This is a genomic window from bacterium (genome assembly GCA_035281585.1).
Taxonomy (GTDB): domain Bacteria; phylum UBA10199; class UBA10199; order DSSB01; family DSSB01; genus DATEDP01.
Map to the genome: position 1 here is coordinate 1 of DATEDP010000088.1, position 16,998 is coordinate 16,998.

Sequence of the window (16,998 nt, forward strand, 5' to 3'; positions counted from 1 at the left end):
CGGCCGCCGAGTCTGGTCCGACGCGGCCGTTGCCCTTACAAGTGCCGCTGTCTCGGCCTGCTCCGGCCTTCAACCCCAATCCGGCGCCCGGCCGCTGTCGCGGCGATGCGCCTCGTCCCGAGCGCTTCGCGATCCAGGATCCGCGGGCCGAGCTTTGCCGTCTCCATGAATTGCTTCGCGGCGGCGCTTGCCGGATCGAAGGCGGGAGCGTCGTTCTTTCCGAGGAAAGAGCCGGGCCTTCGCTCTTCGGGTTTTTTCCCAGCTTGAACGAAGGGAGCGATTTCGGCGCGGCGGCTCGCGATCCGGTTTTGCGCGAGCGGTTCGCGGCGCTGGAGGGCCTCCAAACTTATCTCTATTCGGGCCGGCCCTGCGAGTTCGACCAGCTCGGCGATTTGATGGACTTGATGGAGGCTTACACGCTCTATCGCTCGGCCTTGAACAGCCCGCAAGCGCCCCTCCGCCAAGGCTTCGCCGAGGGGCGAGCCGGCTGCATCCTGCGGCGCGGCGCTTTCCGCGAGGCGGCCGGCCATGATCATGAAGTGGACGGCGTCGTCCTCCACCATCATCAAGCCCATGACGCGATCGTGACGCCGGCGACCGTGGCCCTGGAGGGACTTCCGGCCGACACCCCGGTTTCGGACTGCCTGGTGTTGCGTTGAGTTTTCGATTTCATTTTCAAACAAGGAGAGAACATGAAGAAGATTTCAAACTTGATTTTACTGCTGGCCCTAATCCTGGGCGGCTGCGCTTCCGGTCCTGGCAATAGCCCCGAAGAGGAAAATGGGGCGGCTGGGCTTTCACTCCAATTGCAAGGCTTAGAAGAGGGCGAGATCTACCTGACTAACGACGGCTATCGCCTGACTTTCGGCCACTTTGCCTTGGCATTTTCGGCGATTCGGTTGGGCGAGATCGAAGCCCAAGCCCCCTTCGGCGCCGACTTCTTCGACGAGGAAGTGGTCGACGTGGTCGAGATCGAGGAAGTCCCGGCCGGCGAATATGATGGGGTCGCCCTGACTTTAGGCTTGGCCGAGGCCGGCCAAGCCCAGCGCTTCCTCCGGGCCCGCGGCCTGAAGAATGCGGAAGGCTTGCCGCCCAGCTTGGCGGGTCTTTCGGTATTCTTGGAAGCCGCGGCGGCGAACGGCGGCGACGCCTGCACCTTGCAAGTGGCGCTGGCCGCCGACGGGGAGACGATCGACGTCGATCCCGCAGGGCAGGCCATCGAAGTCCACGGCGGGGAGGAGGCCGAGATTTTGGTCGAGGTCGATCCCAATGCCGTCTTTGCCGGGGTCGATCTTGGCGCACTCTGCCAAGGCGACACCCTCGTGACGATCTCGGCGGCCGAGAACTCGGAGCTCGCCGAGCAAATCGCGGCCAATCTAAGCGGGGCTTTTCTCCTCGGCAGCACCGAGGGGCATTCTCATTCGCACTGAGGCTTTGCACCGGTCATCCTGAGCGGGGGCCCCAGTCGAACGCCGCGAGGTTCGTTGAGATTGGGGGGAAGGATCTGCGACCACCGAATCAATTCATGGCTCGGACTGCCTTCGTAAAAACGAAGGGGCCCCGGCTTTCAAAGCGCCTTGGCAGGTCGCAGATCCTTCGTCGCTCCGCTCCTCAGGATGACCTATAATTGAAACTAATTTTCAATAAATTGCCCAAGCCACATATTTTCATTTATTTGAGCAACTAAAAATCAATAAAATCGAGAAATCTCCCATAAAATCCGCCGCCACATATTTTTGAAATTTATTTTCATCATTGGTTAGGGCTCCATGGGAGACGGTTTTGACTTTCAATTCAATAGCTTAGGTATCCTACCTTTTCCCTCGACGCCGACCGGCTGGCCCGGCGGCTTCCGCCTGAATCCGGGAGCCCGGCTCAACGTCGGCGGTTGGTTCCTGGAGCTCAACGTCGAGACCGGCTTCTACAATGAGGTCGAGTCGCCGGCCGAGCTCGACTACTACGAGCAGCACGGCTCCCATGCCCTGACGCCGCAATCGCCTTTCCTCTTGGTCAACAGCATCGGCGGAACGCCGACCACGCCCAGCCGCTATCATCTCGGCGTCCGCAGCTTCAGCACCGGTTGGCGTTTCGCCAACGGCATCCAGCTTCGGATCGGGCCGCACTATTACGAGCAGACCCATTTCGATAACTTCTTCACCAACTACGGCTACGCGCCGGGCGCCGAATACGCCAAAACTTGGATTCCGCTCGGTTGGCTCAACGGCGAGTTTCGCTACGAATACGAGTCGGAGACCAGCACCGTCCGCGAGGCGACCGCCGCGGCGGCGGTGATGTGGGGCGGCGACGGGACGGTGATGGGGATCACCCAAGGTGGCCTTCGCCTGGCCTTGACCTCCGGCGCCAACGCGCCGGTCTTGGGCCTGACCTCTTATCTGGTCCTGCGGGGCAATCCGCCCGATCCGGCTCGGACCGACATCCTCGATCACGGCAACACCTTCGGCGCCGGCGGCGGCGCCTTCCTCGAATACGGCATCTTCTCCGGCGGTTTCGGCTTCAGCCACCAACACGCCTGGTCGCGGGGCCGCGACTTCGAGACCGTCGCCGACCGCAATGTCGCGACCTTCTTGGCCGACTTCCATCCCGGGAGCTTTCGAGTCCGCGGAGCTCTCTTCCTGCTCAGCCGGGCCGATTCACCCAACCTGACCCTGTCGCCGCCGGTCGGTCTCTCCGAAACCAACACCGAGCTGACCTTCGGCTATCGTCCCTTGGATTGGATGGAATTCACCGTAGGTTATCGCGGGGCCTACGGCGACGGTTACGGCGTGCACATGGGCTTCATCGGGCTGCAGACCTATCTCCAACGGACGGTGGAGTTCAATCCGCCGCCGCGCTAAGCCCGCTTCATCCAGCCGATCAATTCCCTCAGCTGCCGCTTCATTTCCGGAAGCGGCAAATGGATCCGCTCGCCATGGCCGGTCAGGATCCATTCGAAATCGTAATCGAGCAGCTTCTCCATCGAGCGGATCTGCTCCTCCCAGGAATACCAGCAGGCCCGACGGAAGGCGGTGAGGCTTTGGCGGCGGCGGCTGTAAGCCAGATGATCGCCGGTGAAGAGATAGCGGTTCTTGTAGAGCAGCACCGCGTGACCGCGGGTATGGCCGGGAGTGGGGATGAGGAGGAAGTCGGAGCCGAAGGGAACGGCCTCGTCGCCGCCGATCTTGCGCTCGGCGTCCTTCACCGCCGAAGCGTCGCGCTCATGGATGATCCGCTCGGCGCCGAAGCGTTGGGCGTACTTGTCGGAATCGGCGACGTCGTCGCGGTGGGTGAGGAAGATCCGGCCAACGCCGCCGGCCGCTTCGAAGCGCTTCACCAAGACCGGCAGGAAGCGCGGCGAGTCGATCAGCCAATTGCCCGCGGGATGTTTTACCAAATAGCTGTTGGCGCCGAAAGAAGACTCGGAGTTGAAGCCGCAGTAATAGACCTCGTCCTCGATTGGTAGGGGGAAGTCCGACAAAACCTCGCGGGCATTGCTCTGGCGGGCGCCGATCGAGCTGGTCGGGCAGGCCAGCAGGGCTTGGAGGGCCCGGCGGCGCTCTTGGTCATCGGTCGGTTGGCGGCGGACGAAGGAGTAGTCCGGCGCTTCGCCGAAGGTCTCGGGCGCGAGCTGCCGGCAGGTGTCGCAGTCGATGCAGGTGGAGTCGACGAAGAAGTCTCCCGGGACATTTTCGGCGACAGCTAAGTTGCCATTGGCCATGAGGCTTTCATCCTAGCAGGAAAGCCCCGGTGGCGCTATTCGCCGTGGACCAAGAAGAGATTGGAATCGGCCGGCGACTCAAAGACGTCGAAATATTGGAGATAAAGCCGGCCGGCCCGGTCGTGCCGAAGGCCGTTGGGGAAGCCAATCTCGTCGGCGGTAGTGGCGTCGAAGACGGTGACGGCTTCGCTGAAGGCCGTCCCGCCGTCGAGGCTGCGGGCATGGACGATGTCGCCGCCTTGGCCATCGCCTTCGAGATCGGAGATCCAGACGACGTCGATCCGGCCCAGATCATCGACCGAGATCATGGCGATCGCCTCGCCCACCACCGGCGCCGCGCCATTGGCATTGACCGGGCCGCCGAAAGTCTGGCCGCCGTCAGTGCTCTTGCGGACCACGATATTGGCCTGGTCGGGGCCGACGATCGCCGTGTAGGTGATGTAAAACTCGCCCTGGGGTCCGACCGCCACCCGGCAAAGCTCGTTCTCATCGGCCGAGGTCAGGCTCTGGGGGGCGCTGAAATTGGCTCCCCCGTCGGAGCTGTGGGAATAGGCGATATTTTCATCCTCGTTCCAGCAGCCGACGATGTTTTGGCCGTTGCCGCTGACGCCCATGAAGGCGAAGCCGATCTCGACCGAGTCGTCGATGGCGTCGCTCAAGGGAATGGCCGGCGACCAGGTGCCTCCGCCGTCGTTGCTGTTGGTATAGAAGACGTTGGTCGGACCGTCGAGGACGCTTGTGTCGGTTTCGCTGAACACTAAGTGCAGGATGCCCTCCTCATCCTGCCGAAAATTTCCGCCAACCTGGGGGTTGGTCGGATTGGGGGTGGAGACCGGGACCGGCTCATTGAAGGTGGCCCCACCGTCGTCGCTGGCCATGAACTGGATCCGATTATTCGGCGTCCCCGAAACCAGCATGAGCATCGGATTGCCTTGGAGATCCTTGTCGATGCCGACCGGGGACAATTCCTCGGCGGCCTCGGTGATCGGCTGTTCCGGCGAGAAAGCGGCGAAATCGTCGCTTTGGCCGAATAGAGTGATGGCGCCGGAATCGTCGTTTCCCCAGACCGAGTCGACCTGCACCGCTTGGGGAGCGACGGCGATCCGATCGCTCAAGGGACCGAGGATGATGGTGGTCAGCACGGCCGCGAAGGGAATGGGTGTTTGATTGATCGGAAGCGCGGGGCTAAAGCTCAGAACGTCGGCGGCCCGAAGCTCGACGAAGGATTCAGCCGATTGGCCGTCTTCGGTCGTCGCCACCACCGATACCGCGGCGTCGTCGACCGGGAGCGTCGCCGGCGGGGTGTAAAGCCCGTTGGCGTCGATCGTGCCGCGGGAGTCGCCGCCCTCGACGGTCCAGCTGACCGGAACGTTGGCGCTGAACTGGAGGGTGGCATCGCGGCGGACGATGGTCGGCCCCTCGGGCGAGATTTCGAGGGCGACGACGTTATTGTCGTTGTCGCCGCCGCAGGACATGACTTGGAAAGCCAAAAAAGATCCGCTGATCAAGGCTAACAGGAGTTTTCGCATAGGTCCCCCCTTTCGATTAGGGGGAATTATGCAAAGCGAGGCGGGGCAGGAGCAATCAATAAATATTGTAAGTTCCGACCGCGAAAGCGACGTCCTTCCCGGCTATTCGCTCGCCCGAAGCAAGTTCGGGCGAGCTAAAGCTCAGGGGGCGAATTCCATTCTCCCCCTTCAACCCCCATCGGTTAAGGAATGGGCTGGACTAGTAAATATTGTAAGTTCCCACCGCGAAAGCGACGTCCTTCCCTTCCTCCCGGAAGACGTGACATTCCAGGACGGCGTGGGATTTGCCTTTGAATTTCACCTTGGCGTCGCAGTGGATCTTCTCGCCCAGCTTCACCGGACTCAAGTAGTTGATCTTGAATTCGATGGTCGAAGTCCGCTCGCCGCTCTTGAGCTGGGTGAAGAGCGCGGCGCCCATCGAGAAATCGACGAAGGCCGAGATGACGCCGCCGTGGGTGACGCCGGCCGGGCTCAAGTGGCGATCGGCGATGGACAGCGAGGTTCGAACCGAGGTGTCGGTGAAGGATTCGAGGTCATAGCCGATCAGCTTGCCGAAGTTGTCGGGGTGCGAGAAGACTTTCTGGACGAGGGCGTCGAGCTTGGACATGGAGGGCAGATACAACGTGCGAATTTGAGTGGCAAGGGCTTGTAGGGGCGACCCTTGCGGTCGCCCAGTCCGCGGCGGTGGCAAAGGCCGTGCCCGGGACGACCGCAAGGGTCGCCCCTACGTCAGGCGCTTCTCTTCTTCGTCGTGGCGCTGTTGGATTGCAGCCAATTTTTCGAAAGCCTCTTCGATGGCCTTCTCCAAATCCTTGATTTTCTTCCCGGCTGCCGCGACCCGGCCACCGCTCGTTTCTTGCGAAGCTCGGGCCAGCTCTTCCTGGCCGGCCGCGATTTCGTATTCCCAGCCGCTGATCTGGGATTCCAGAGCTTCGATTTCTTTCTTCAGCGGGCCCAGGATCCTGGCGCGCTCGGTTTGCAGCTCGGAGCGCTGCTTGCGCTGCTCCTTTTTGCTCTTGCCGCCCAAGGCCTCGCTCGGCGCCTTCTTGGGCTTGGAGCTGGCTTCTTCTTCCCAGCCGACACGGTCGAGGAACTCCTCGTAGCCGCCGTCGAAAACCTCGACGCCGCCGTGTTGGAAAACCACCAGCTTGGTCGGCAGCTCTTTCAGGATCCGCTCGCTGTGGGTGACGATCACGACCGCGCCGGTGAATTCCTCCATGCTCTCGATCAAGGCCTCGATCGATTCCATGTCGAGGTGGTTGGTCGGCTCGTCGAGCAAAAGGAAGTTGGAAGGCTGGGCCAGGATCTTGGCCAGCAGGACCCGGCTTTTTTCGCCGCCCGAGAGAACCGAGATCTTCTTCTCGGCCAAGTCGCCGGAGAAGAGCATGGTGCCGCAAAGCCCCCGGACTTGGGTCAAGCCCAGGGCCACGTTGGCCGAGGCGACCTCCTGCTCGATGGTCAAATCCTCCTGCAGTCGCTGAATGTTGGTCTGGCCGAAGTAGCCGATCTTGAGCTCGGGATGGCGGTAGACCTCGCCGTTCAGCGGCTCGACTTCGCCGGCCAAGAGCTTGAGCAGGGTCGATTTGCCGCGGCCGTTCTTTCCGATCACCGCGACCCGCTCACCGGCCGAGATTTTGAGATTCAGGCCGGCGATGAGGGGTTGGGCCGGATCGTAGTGAAAATCCGCGGCTCGCGTCTCCATCATCCGGTCGGCAGCGAAGGGAGCCTCGCGGAAAAAAAAGTCGAGCTCGTCCAAATGGGCCAGCTTCTCCAGCGCCGGCTGCTTGGCCAGCCGCTTGATCCGCGATTGGACCGAGGAAGCCTTGCTGGCCTTGGCCCGGAAGCGATCGATGTAGGCCAGCTCCTTGTCGAGCTTCTTCTGCTGGTTGAGCCGGGTCTTCTCGTGAATTTCCTCGTCCTGCAGGATCTGGGCGTAAAGCTTCTCGGTGTCGCCGGGCATCCGGCGCAGCCCGCCCCGATGGATAGCCGCCACGTGAGTCACCACCGAGTCCATGAAGTCGCGGTCGTGGGAGATCAGGATCATCTCGCCTTCCCATTCGGTGAGGAAACGGGTGATCCAGCGGATCGAGACGATGTCGAGATAGTTGGTCGGCTCGTCGAGCAGCAGGAGGTTGGGCTCCGACACCAGGACCTTGGCCAGGTTCAAGCGGATCTGAAAGCCGCCCGAAAACTCGTCGGGGTGCCGCCACATGTCGTCCTTGCTGAAGCCCAGGCCGAAGAGGATGCGCTCGGCTTTGTAGCGCTCGTGCTCCTGGCCTTCGCGCAAGCCCAAGCAGGCCTCGTCGAGGATATTGTATTCGGTGAACTTCAGATGCTGGGCCAAGTGCCCGATCCGGTAGCCCCGCGGCATCTGGATCTCGCCGTCGTCGGGCTCTTCTTCGCCCAAGATCAGCCGAAGAATGGTGCTCTTGCCGCTGCCGTTGCGGCCGACCAGCCCCAACCGCTCGCCGGCGTTCATCTGGAGGTTGACCTTTTGGAAGAGCTGGCGGCGGCCGTAGGATTTTTCAAGGTTTCGCAGAGTTAACATCGCGGGGGCCTTCTAGCGGAACTCGGGCCCGAAAGGAAGAGCCTTACTTGCTGGCTCTCGCCTTCTCGGTGATATGCAGGCCGATGAGATAGGTCACCATCACGACCAAGTAGAGCTGGCCCAAGACCGCCTCCATCGAGGTCATCATCCGGCTCCAGGGCGAGGCCGGCAGGATGTCGCCGAAGCCGAGGGTCGTCTGGGTGGTGAGGCTGAAATAGAAAAAATAATAAAGGTGGGAGTAGATATGCTTGCCCTTGGGCACCAGCGCGAAGAGGTCGGGATTGAAATGGAAGGAGCCCGGCACGGTGTCCTCGAGCAGCGAATAAGCGAAGGCCCAGATGTAGGCGGTCAATAAATAGATGCAGAGCGAGGCGAAGATGGTGTGAAAAGTCGGGGCCCGGCTTTTCACGACGTGCCGGAACAGGATGCTGACCGTGTAAATCAGATAAACCATCGTCAGGATCATCCCGGTGACGATGAGCCAGTGGCCCGAAATCGCCCGGCTGCTCCAGGTGAGCAGCTGGGAGAGGAGGACCATGGCCAAGGCGGTCAAAGCCAAATGATGGCGGTCGCTCAGGGCGAAAACCCCCATGAAGAGGACCAAGGAAAAGGTGATGTCCAGCGAGAGGATGGACTGGAACTCGGTCTGCATCATGGGGTGCAGGACGTAGGGAACCAAAAGGGTTAGGAACAGAAAAACGAAGCGGTAGCGGAAGAGCCGATCCCAAATTTTGGCGATTGTCGGGTTCAAGAGACCCGAAAGATGCCATATATCAAGGCCTTATCCAAGGAAACTCCCGCGCTTTTTCGCACACCCTTTGCCGCGCCGCGCCGAAAACTCCGTACAGAAAATGGCCTGGGATTTCCTCGGTTTTTTTGAGAAATACCTTCTTGAAATCCCCAAAAAAACCGTGGCATAGAGCCTACCCATTTGGCTTTTTTCGGGATTCGTACAGAATTTGAGGGATTTATGGATCGGAACCAAATCCGTCGCCAGATGCAGGAAAAAGGCCTTTACGACTCGCGCTTTGAGCACGATTCCTGCGGCGTCGGCTTCATCGTTCATATGAAGGGCAAGAAGTCTCACGACATCGTCGAGCAGGCTTTGCTCACCCTCAACCATCTCATCCATCGCGGCGCTTGCGGCTGCGAGGTCAACACCGGCGACGGCGCCGGCATCTTGATCCAAGTTCCCGATTCTTTCTTGCGGAAGGAGTTCGCCAAGCTCGGCATCGAGCTGCCCAAGGAAGGGGACTACGGCGTCGGGACTCTCTTTCTGCCGGCCGACAAGGCCCAGGCCGACAAGGCCAAGCAGATTCTCGAACACCTGGTGGCCGAGGAAGGCCAAAAATTCCTGGGCTGGCGGCCGGTCCCGATCGATCCCTCGATGCTCGGCAAGACCGCCCGCGACGCCATGCCCGAAATTTTGCATTTCGCCATCGGCTTGGGCGGGAAGGGCGCCAACCTTCCCGGCCCGGCCGACGAGGCCTTCGAGCGCCGCCTCTTCATCATCCGCAAGTGCTTCGAGAACGCGATCCGCTTCTCGCGGATGAAGAATTGGCCCGACGTCTACATTCCCTCGCTGTCCAGCCGGACCCTCCTCTATAAGGGGATGCTGACGACCGAGCAGCTCAACCCTTTCTATCCCGATCTCTCCGATCCGGAAATGAAGACGGCGATCGGCTTGGTCCACTCGCGCTTCTCGACCAATACCTTCCCGAACTGGGAGCTGGCCCATCCCTTCCGCTTCATCGCCCACAACGGCGAGATCAACACCGTCCGCGGCAACATCAATTGGATGCGGGCCCGCGAAGCCCTCTTCGCCTCGCCGCTCTTCGGCAAGGAGCTGAAGAAGATCCTGCCGGTGATCCGGGAGTTCGGCTCCGACTCGGCCGCCTTCGACAATGCCGTCGAGATGCTGACGATGGGCGGCTACTCGCTGCCCCACGCCGTGATGATGATGATCCCGGAGGCCTGGAGCGGCCACGAGACGATGAGCCAGGAGAAGAAGGATTTCTATCAGTACCATTCCTGCCTGATGGAGCCCTGGGACGGCCCGGCCTCGATCGCCTTCACCGACGGCCGGATGATCGGCGCGGTCCTCGACCGCAACGGCCTGCGGCCCAGCCGCTACTACGTGACCAAGGACGATTTGGTCATCATGGCCTCGGAAGTGGGCGTCATCGACGTGCCGCCGGAGAAGGTTCTGCTGAAGGGCCGGCTCCAGCCCGGCAAGATGTTCCTGGTCGACATCGGCCAGGGCCGGATCATCGACGACGCCGAGCTCAAGCATCAGCTGGCTTCGGCCCAGCCTTACGGGACTTGGCTGAAGGACAACCTGGTCGACCTCGAGAATTTGCCGGCCTCGGCCGAGCTGCCCGAGCCCGACCACGCCACCGTGACCCGGCGCCAGGTGATGTTCGGCTACAGCAACGAGGACGTCGGCTTGCTGATGCGCCCGATGGCGATGAACGGCGAGGAGGCCATCGGCTCGATGGGCACCGACACGCCTTTGGCGGTGCTCTCGGACAAGCCCCAGAACCTCTTCAATTATTTCCAGCAGCTTTTCGCCCAGGTGACCAATCCGCCGCTCGACGCGATCCGCGAGGAGATCGTCACCTCGGTCGACACGACCATCGGGCCGGAGCGCAACCTGCTCGATCCCAAGCCCGAGAGCTGCCATCAGATCAAGCTGCGCAATCCGATCATCGACAACGACGAGCTGGCCAAGCTCAAGCAGCTCGAAGGCCAGCCGTATCAAGGCTTCCAGTCGAAGACGATCTCGATCCTCTTCCCGGTCGCCGAAGGCGCCGCCGGGATGGAGAAGGCGATCGAAGGCATCTGCCGGCAGGCCAGCGCGGCCATCGCCGCCGGCTGCAACATCCTGATCCTCTCGGACCGCGGCGTCGACGAGAAGCAGGCGCCGATTCCCAGCTTGCTGGCCACCGCCGGCGTGCACCACCACTTGGTCCGCGAAGGAACCCGCACCAAGGTCGGCTTGGTCCTGGAGTCGGGCGAGCCCCGCGAGGTCCATCACTTCGCCTTGCTCGTCGGCTACGGCGCCGGCGCGATCAACCCCTATCTGGCCTTCGAGACCCTCGACGACCTGATCCGGGGCGGCGTCCTCCTCGACACCGACCACCGCAAGGTCGAGCTGAAATATCTCAAGGCGGTCAAGAAGGGCATCGTCAAGGTGATGTCCAAGATGGGCATCTCGACGATTCAGAGCTACCGCGGCGCCCAGATCTTCGAGGCGATCGGCCTCAACAAGGCGGTGATCGATAAGTATTTCACCCACACCGCCTCGCGGATCCAAGGCATCGGCTTGGAAGAGATCTGCCGCGAAACCTTGGAGCGCCACCGCCGGGCTTTCCCCGAGCGGGTCAGCGCGGCTTTGGCTCTCGACGTCGGCGGCCAATACCAATGGCGGCGGGACGGCGAGTACCACCTTTTCAATCCCGAGACGGTGGCCAAGCTCCAGGCCTCGGTGCGCGGCAACTCCTTCAAGGACTACAAGGATTTCTCCAAGTCGGTGAACGAGCAGAGCAAGAACCTCTGCACTCTGCGCGGCCTCTTCGAGCTCAAGAAAGGGAAATCGATCCCGCTCGAGGAAGTCGAGCCGGCCAAGGAGATCGTCAAGCGCTTCAAGACCGGCGCGATGAGCTATGGCTCGATCAGCCGCGAAGCCCACGAGACCCTCGCGATCGCGATGAACCGGATCGGCGGCAAGTCCAACACCGGCGAGGGCGGCGAAGACCGCGAGCGCTTCGTGCCGCTGGCCAACGGCGATTCGAAGAACAGCAAGATCAAGCAAGTCGCGTCGGGCCGCTTCGGCGTCACCAGCGAGTACTTGGTCAACGCCGAGGAGATCCAAATCAAGATCGCCCAGGGCGCCAAGCCCGGCGAGGGCGGCCAATTGCCCGGCCACAAGGTCTATCCTTGGATCGCCAAGGTCCGCTTCTCGACTCCGGGCGTCGGCTTGATTTCGCCGCCGCCGCACCACGACATTTACTCGATCGAGGATCTGGCTCAGCTCATCTTCGACCTGAAGAACTCCAACCCCAAGGCCCGGATCAGCGTCAAGCTGGTGGCCGAGGTCGGAGTCGGGACGGTCGCGGCCGGCGTGGCCAAGGCCAAGTCCGACGTCGTGCTCATCTCGGGCCATGACGGCGGCACCGGCGCTTCGCCCCAGACCTCGATCAAGCACGCCGGCATTCCCTGGGAGCTCGGCTTGGCCGAGACTCAACAGGTGCTGGTGATGAACGGGCTCCGCGACCGGATCGTCGTCGAGGTCGACGGCCAGATGAAGACCGGCCGCGACGTCGCGATCGGCGCCCTGCTCGGCGGCGAGGAATTCGGCTTCGCGACCGCGCCGCTGGTGGCGATGGGCTGCATCATGATGCGGGTCTGCCACCTCAACACCTGTCCGGTCGGCGTCGCGACCCAGGATCCGGAGCTGCGCAAGAAGTTCACCGGCCAGCCCGAGCACGTGGTCAATTATTTCTTCTTCGTGGCCGAGGAGCTGCGCGAGATCATGGCCGAGCTCGGCTTCCGCAAGCTCGACGACATGATCGGGCGCTCCGACTTGCTCGATTTCAACCGGGCCATCGCCCACTGGAAGGCCAAGGGTCTCGATTTCTCGCCGATCTTCGCCAAGCCCGAGGGCATCGGCGGGATCCGGCGGACCCAGGACCAGGATCATGGCTTGGCCAGCGTCCTCGACTACCAGCTGCTGCCGCGCTTGCAGGAAGCGCTGGAGACCGGCGAGAAGATCGTGGTCGAGCACCCGATCACCAACCGCAACCGGACCACCGGCACGATTATCGGCAGCGACCTCTCCCGGCGTTACGGTGCCAAGGGCCTGCCCGAGGACACCATCACGCTGCGCTTCCAGGGTTCGGCCGGCCAGAGCTTCGGCGCCTTCGTGCCGCCGGGCATGACGCTTTTCCTGGAAGGCGACGCCAACGACTACGTCGGCAAGGGCCTTTCCGGCGGCAAGCTCATCGTCCATCCGCCCAAGAAGTCGACCTTCGTGCCCGAGGAGAACATCCTCATCGGCAACGTCGTGCTCTACGGTGCGACCGGCGGCGAGGCTTATTTCCGCGGGGTGGCCGGCGAGCGCTTTTGCGTCCGCAACAGCGGCGTTCGCACCGTCGTCGAGGGCGTCGGCGACCATGGCTGCGAGTACATGACCGGCGGCGTGGTGGTGGTGCTGGGCAAGACCGGCCGCAACTTCGCGGCCGGAATGAGCGGCGGCGTCGCTTACGTCTACGACCCCAAGAACGAATTCAAATCGAATTGCAATTTGGAGATGGTCGAGCTCGAGACGCTTCATGAAGACGAGGACGTCGCTCAGCTCGAGGAGCTGCTCGAGAACCACCTGGAGTACACCGAGAGCAGCGTTGCCGCCGCCATCTTGAAGGACTTGGACAAGGCCATCGATTCCTTCGTCAAGGTGATGCCGAAGGACTACAAGCGCGTGCTGACCGAGGCCCGACGCCGAATGCAGGAAGAGAACATCTCGCTGGAGGTCGCGCTTTATGGGTAAGGTCACCGGATTCATGGAATACCACCGGGACCACTATCCCGAGCGGCCGATCGAAGAGCGGGTCAAGGACTACCGCGAGATCTACAAGGAGTTCCCGGAAGAGCGCCTGCGGATCCAGGGCGCCCGCTGCATGGACTGCGGGATTCCTTTCTGTCACCAGGGCTGCCCGCTGGGCAACCTGATCCCCGACTGGAACGACTTGGTCTACAAAGACCAATGGGCCGAGGCCATCGTCCGGCTCCATGCCACCAACAATTTTCCGGAGTTCACCGGCACGCTCTGCCCGGCGCCTTGCGAAGGCTCCTGCGTCCTCGGCATCAACGACAAGCCGGTGACGATCAAGTACATCGAGCTCAATATCATCGAGCGGGCGCTGGAAGAGGGTTGGGTCAAGCCCGAGCCGCCCAAGAAATTGAGCGGCAAGAAGGTCGCCATCGTCGGCTCCGGCCCGGCCGGTTTGGCCTGCGCCCAGCAACTGCGGCGGGCCGGCCATGAGGTGACGGTCTTCGAGCGCAGCGACCGGATCGGCGGCTTGCTCCGCTACGGCATTCCCGACTTCAAAATGGAGAAGCGCCGGATCGAGCTTCGCCTCAAGCAAATGGAAGAAGAGGGCGTGGTCTTCAAGACCAAGGCCCACATCGGCCAGAACGTTCCGGTCGAGGAGCTGCGCAAGAATTTCGACGCGGTCGTTTTGGCCGGCGGCGCCAGCCAAGCCCGCGATCTCAACGTGCCGGGCCGGGAGCTGAAGGGCGTTTATTTGGCGGTCGATTACTTGACCCAGGAGAACAAGGTCAACGCCGGCGACAAGGTACCGGGGCAAGTCTTGGCCACCGGCAAAAAAGTCGTCATCCTCGGCGGCGGCGACACCGGCGCCGACTGCCTGGGTACGGCGGTGCGCCAAGGCGCGGCCTCGATCCATCAATTCGAATTGCTGCCGCGTCCGCCGATCGAGCGCGCGCCGAACAATCCTTGGCCGCAGTGGCCGGTGATCTTCCGGACCTCGCCGGCTCACCAGGAGGCGCTGGAAATCTACGGCGGCCAGGACGTTCGCGATTACTGCATCCTGACCAAGAAGCTCTCGGGCGAGAACGGCCTGTTGAAGAAATTGCACGCCGTCAAGCTGGAGTGGGTTCCTTCGGCCAATGGCGGCCCGCCTCAGATGAAGGAAGTCCCGGGCAGCGAGTTCGAGATCGAATGCGACTTGCTCTTCCTGGCGATGGGCTTCACCGGCTCCGAGAAGCCCGGCATGATCGAGCAGCTCGGCGTCAAGCTCGACGCCCGCGACAACGTCGCCACCGACGAAAACTACATGAGCTCGGTTTCGGGTGTCTTCGCCGCCGGCGACCAGCGCCGCGGCCAATCGCTCATCGTCTGGGCCATCGCCGAGGGCCGCAAATGCGCCCGTGGCGTCGACCAGTTCCTGATGGGGCACTCCGAGCTGCCCTAATTCACCAAAATCATTAATATATTTTAAATAAAATAGGTTATAACCTTAAATTTTTTAATAAATTTTACGGTTTTAACCGTATAGGCCCTGGTTTCAAACCGGCTGCACTTAAATCCAAGCCATTGCCATCGGCGCTTTATCCGTCCATCGCGGCCTTCTGCACCATCGCGCATTGACTAATGCTATCATTATGATAGCATCCAACATGCCAAGAAAGATTCGTGAATTGATCCGCGACCTGAAGTCATGGGGCTTTACGGATAGAGGAGGCAAAGGCAGTCATCGGAATTTTTTCCACCCCGATTGCCCGTATCCCGCGACGATTTCGGGCAAGGAAGGCGATGACGCTAAGCGATATCAAGAAAAGGCTCTTCGCTTGGCGAAGAAGGAGATTCAAAATGCGCCGGAAAAAAAGTGATCCTTACCTTAAGGTAGTGGAATGGTCGAAGGAGGACGGTTGCTATGTAGGCACCGCGCCTGGCCTCATTCTAGGCGGGGTGCACGGAAAAAACGAGACAAAGGTTTTTCAAGAGCTGGTCCAAGTTTGCGAGGAAGCCATTCGATTGCTGGAAAAAGAGGGAAAGCCTCTCCCCGACGCTACGGCCAATCAAAAGTATTCCGGAAAGATTCTCTTACGGATTCCCGGAGATCTGCATAAAAAAATCTCGATCCGCGCGATGCGGGAAGGCGAAAGCATCAATCGATTCATCCAGCGACGACTGGAAGCCAAACTCTGATCAAGAACTCCGTCGCTTCGACAGCCGGTTAAACTCATCCTTATCAAAGCCAAGATTTTCGCGACCTGCCCAAGGCCCTGCTTAAAATCCCAGTGAAGCGAATTTTACATTAATCAGCCACCAAGACTTTCTTGACGTGGACCGGGACGGCCTGGGCGGTCGGCTCGACATGGACCTGACGATGGTCGGCGTAGGCCTTGGTAAAGGCCGCGCCCAGCAGCAGGATCAGTGCCGAGTAATAAACCCAGAGCATCAGGATCACCAGCGAGCCGGCGGCGCCGTAGACCGAGGTGACGCTGCTCTGGCCGAGGTAGATCGCGATCAGGGCCTTGCCGCCGGTGAATAGCGTCGAAGTGAAGAGGGCGCCGATCCAGACGTCGACCCACTTCAAGTGAACGTCGGGCAAGACCTTGAAGATCAGGGCGAAGACCAAGGCGATGAAGAGGATCGACCAGACCGCGTTGGCCACCGGCAGGAACCACTCCGGGATCGCCAGGTACCAAGCCAGACCCTTGCCGAAGGCATTGAGAGCTGCGCTGATTGCCAGCGAGACCAGCATCAGGAAGCCGAGGGCGATGAGCATGCCGATCGAAAGCAGGCGGTTGAGGAAAAAGTCCTTCACCTGGCCGATCACCGGCTTGGCCTTGACACACCAGAGGTCGTTCAAGGTCGATTTCAGGTAGGTCAGGGTTCCGGTGGCGCCGACGACGACTAAGGCGACGCCCCATAGGGTGGCGGAGGTTCCCTTGCCGCTGAAGGCCGCGTTCTCGACGATGGTTTGGAGAGTTTTGGCGGCCTCGTCGCCGACGAAGCCTCGCAGCTCGCCGAAGAGATGGCCTTTGACCGCCGCTTCGTCGAAGGCCCAGCCGGCCACCGCCATCACGATGAGCAGAGTCGGCGCCATCGAAAATAGGGTGATGTAGGCCAAAGCCGCGGCCCGGCCGAAGGGATTGATCTCCATCCAACGAAAGGCGGTTCTCTTAAGCAAGCTCCCCATGGGCCGAACTCCCCTCCTGAAACGTCGCGGCGCCGACCGGCTCGGCATAAGTCCAATCCGGCCGCTTGAGTTTCTGACGATCGTCATAGACGAAGCGACGAGCCTTCTCATCGTAGTCCAGCATCTTGGGCAGAGTCCATTCGGCTTCGGCCGGCTTTCGGATCTCGGGGCCGTAACGATGGAGGAGGCTAGGGATCAAGAGGGCGCCTTGAACCGGCAAATAGCAGCGGTTGCCTTGCGGCGCGTGCTCGGCGCCGGCGAGCAGCTCCTCGCAATCGTGGTCGTCGAGCTCCTTGGCCGGATCCTCGCCCAGCTCGCGCCAGGCTTGGCGCAGCCCGGCCTTGCAGGCCGAGCACTGGTTGCAGGACTCGACGTAGAGGAAGCGGCTGAGCGCTTCGGTCACGGCCCGCATCGGGGCGCGCTCGCCCAGGGCGATGAAGCCGGCCGAGCCCAAGTTGGAGCCGATCGCCCGCAGCG

14 protein-coding genes are annotated in these 16,998 nt (G+C 61.6%); 7 read left to right on the forward strand and 7 right to left on the reverse strand.

What is annotated here, in order from left to right:
- From VJR29_06935 to VJR29_06945, 3 genes are all read left to right on the forward strand, one after another.
- On the forward strand, window positions 1–659 hold a 659-nt coding region (locus tag VJR29_06935; GenBank protein ID HKY63136.1), incomplete at its 5' end, for a hypothetical protein.
- 33 nt (window positions 660–692) lie between these two features.
- Complete coding sequence (locus VJR29_06940) at window positions 693–1,430, forward strand: hypothetical protein (GenBank protein ID HKY63137.1); 738 nt, start codon at window positions 693–695, stop codon at window positions 1,428–1,430.
- Between the two features lie 339 nt (window positions 1,431–1,769).
- Window positions 1,770–2,855 carry a hypothetical protein gene (locus tag VJR29_06945; protein ID HKY63138.1) on the forward strand — a complete coding sequence of 362 codons (1,086 nt, stop codon included), beginning with the start codon at window positions 1,770–1,772 and terminating at the stop codon, window positions 2,853–2,855.
- Here the strand turns inward: VJR29_06945 and VJR29_06950 are convergent.
- From VJR29_06950 to VJR29_06970, 5 genes are all read right to left on the reverse strand, one after another.
- Entirely contained in the window at window positions 2,852–3,715 is an 864-nt protein-coding gene (locus VJR29_06950) for an MBL fold metallo-hydrolase (GenBank protein HKY63139.1), read from the reverse strand. The genes VJR29_06945 and VJR29_06950 overlap by 4 nt on opposite strands.
- Before the next feature lie 35 nt (window positions 3,716–3,750).
- On the reverse strand, window positions 3,751–5,244 hold the full coding sequence (locus VJR29_06955; protein HKY63140.1) for a sialidase family protein: 1,494 nt from the start codon (window positions 5,242–5,244) through the stop codon (window positions 3,751–3,753).
- Between the two features lie 199 nt (window positions 5,245–5,443).
- Window positions 5,444–5,851, reverse strand: coding sequence for a PaaI family thioesterase (locus VJR29_06960; GenBank protein HKY63141.1), 408 nt, complete (start codon window positions 5,849–5,851; stop codon window positions 5,444–5,446).
- Between the two features lie 117 nt (window positions 5,852–5,968).
- Window positions 5,969–7,792 carry an ABC-F family ATP-binding cassette domain-containing protein gene (locus VJR29_06965; protein ID HKY63142.1) on the reverse strand — a complete coding sequence of 608 codons (1,824 nt, stop codon included), beginning with the start codon at window positions 7,790–7,792 and terminating at the stop codon, window positions 5,969–5,971.
- Between the two features lie 43 nt (window positions 7,793–7,835).
- On the reverse strand, window positions 7,836–8,543 hold the full coding sequence (locus tag VJR29_06970; protein HKY63143.1) for a potassium channel family protein: 708 nt from the start codon (window positions 8,541–8,543) through the stop codon (window positions 7,836–7,838).
- Window positions 8,544–8,762: 219 nt separating this feature from the next.
- Here VJR29_06970 and gltB point away from each other — a divergent pair, with 219 nt between their 5' ends.
- The 4 genes from gltB to VJR29_06990 all read left to right on the forward strand — a co-directional run bounded on the left by gltB (window position 8,763) and on the right by VJR29_06990 (window position 15,524).
- Window positions 8,763–13,340 carry a glutamate synthase large subunit gene (gltB, locus tag VJR29_06975; protein ID HKY63144.1) on the forward strand — a complete coding sequence of 1,526 codons (4,578 nt, stop codon included), beginning with the start codon at window positions 8,763–8,765 and terminating at the stop codon, window positions 13,338–13,340.
- Window positions 13,333–14,787, forward strand: coding sequence for a glutamate synthase subunit beta (locus tag VJR29_06980; GenBank protein HKY63145.1), 1,455 nt, complete (start codon window positions 13,333–13,335; stop codon window positions 14,785–14,787). Before gltB ends, VJR29_06980 begins: the two co-directional genes overlap by 8 nt.
- Window positions 14,788–14,992: 205 nt before the next feature.
- Window positions 14,993–15,205, forward strand: a complete 213-nt coding sequence (locus tag VJR29_06985; GenBank protein HKY63146.1) for a type II toxin-antitoxin system HicA family toxin — start codon at window positions 14,993–14,995, stop codon at window positions 15,203–15,205.
- Window positions 15,186–15,524 carry a toxin-antitoxin system HicB family antitoxin gene (locus tag VJR29_06990; GenBank protein HKY63147.1) on the forward strand — a complete coding sequence of 113 codons (339 nt, stop codon included), beginning with the start codon at window positions 15,186–15,188 and terminating at the stop codon, window positions 15,522–15,524. The genes VJR29_06985 and VJR29_06990 overlap by 20 nt, the downstream gene beginning before the upstream one ends.
- 109 nt (window positions 15,525–15,633) lie before the next feature.
- Here the strand turns inward: VJR29_06990 and VJR29_06995 are convergent, their stop codons facing one another.
- Both VJR29_06995 and VJR29_07000 read right to left on the reverse strand, forming a co-directional pair.
- Window positions 15,634–16,521, reverse strand: coding sequence for a YihY/virulence factor BrkB family protein (locus VJR29_06995; protein ID HKY63148.1), 888 nt, complete (start codon window positions 16,519–16,521; stop codon window positions 15,634–15,636).
- Window positions 16,505–16,998: NADH-ubiquinone oxidoreductase-F iron-sulfur binding region domain-containing protein (locus VJR29_07000; GenBank protein HKY63149.1), on the reverse strand; the 494-nt coding region annotated here is incomplete at its 5' end. The genes VJR29_07000 and VJR29_06995, both read right to left, overlap by 17 nt.

Excerpts from the sequence above, each read along its gene's own strand:
- VJR29_06940 (HKY63137.1), top strand. The coding sequence starts at position 693 with ATGAAGAAGATTTCAAACTTGATTTTACTGCTGGCCCTAATCCTGGGC.
- VJR29_06945 (HKY63138.1), top strand. The coding sequence starts at position 1,770 with ATGGGAGACGGTTTTGACTTTCAATTCAATAGCTTAGGTATCCTACCT.
- VJR29_06950 (HKY63139.1), bottom strand. The coding sequence starts at position 3,715 with ATGGCCAATGGCAACTTAGCTGTCGCCGAAAATGTCCCGGGAGACTTC.
- VJR29_06955 (HKY63140.1), bottom strand. The coding sequence starts at position 5,244 with ATGCGAAAACTCCTGTTAGCCTTGATCAGCGGATCTTTTTTGGCTTTC.
- VJR29_06960 (HKY63141.1), bottom strand. The coding sequence starts at position 5,851 with ATGTCCAAGCTCGACGCCCTCGTCCAGAAAGTCTTCTCGCACCCCGAC.
- VJR29_06965 (HKY63142.1), bottom strand. The coding sequence starts at position 7,792 with ATGTTAACTCTGCGAAACCTTGAAAAATCCTACGGCCGCCGCCAGCTC.
- gltB (HKY63144.1), top strand. The coding sequence starts at position 8,763 with ATGGATCGGAACCAAATCCGTCGCCAGATGCAGGAAAAAGGCCTTTAC.
- VJR29_06980 (HKY63145.1), top strand. The coding sequence starts at position 13,333 with ATGGGTAAGGTCACCGGATTCATGGAATACCACCGGGACCACTATCCC.
- VJR29_06985 (HKY63146.1), top strand. The coding sequence starts at position 14,993 with ATGCCAAGAAAGATTCGTGAATTGATCCGCGACCTGAAGTCATGGGGC.
- VJR29_06990 (HKY63147.1), top strand. The coding sequence starts at position 15,186 with ATGCGCCGGAAAAAAAGTGATCCTTACCTTAAGGTAGTGGAATGGTCG.
- VJR29_06995 (HKY63148.1), bottom strand. The coding sequence starts at position 16,521 with ATGGGGAGCTTGCTTAAGAGAACCGCCTTTCGTTGGATGGAGATCAAT.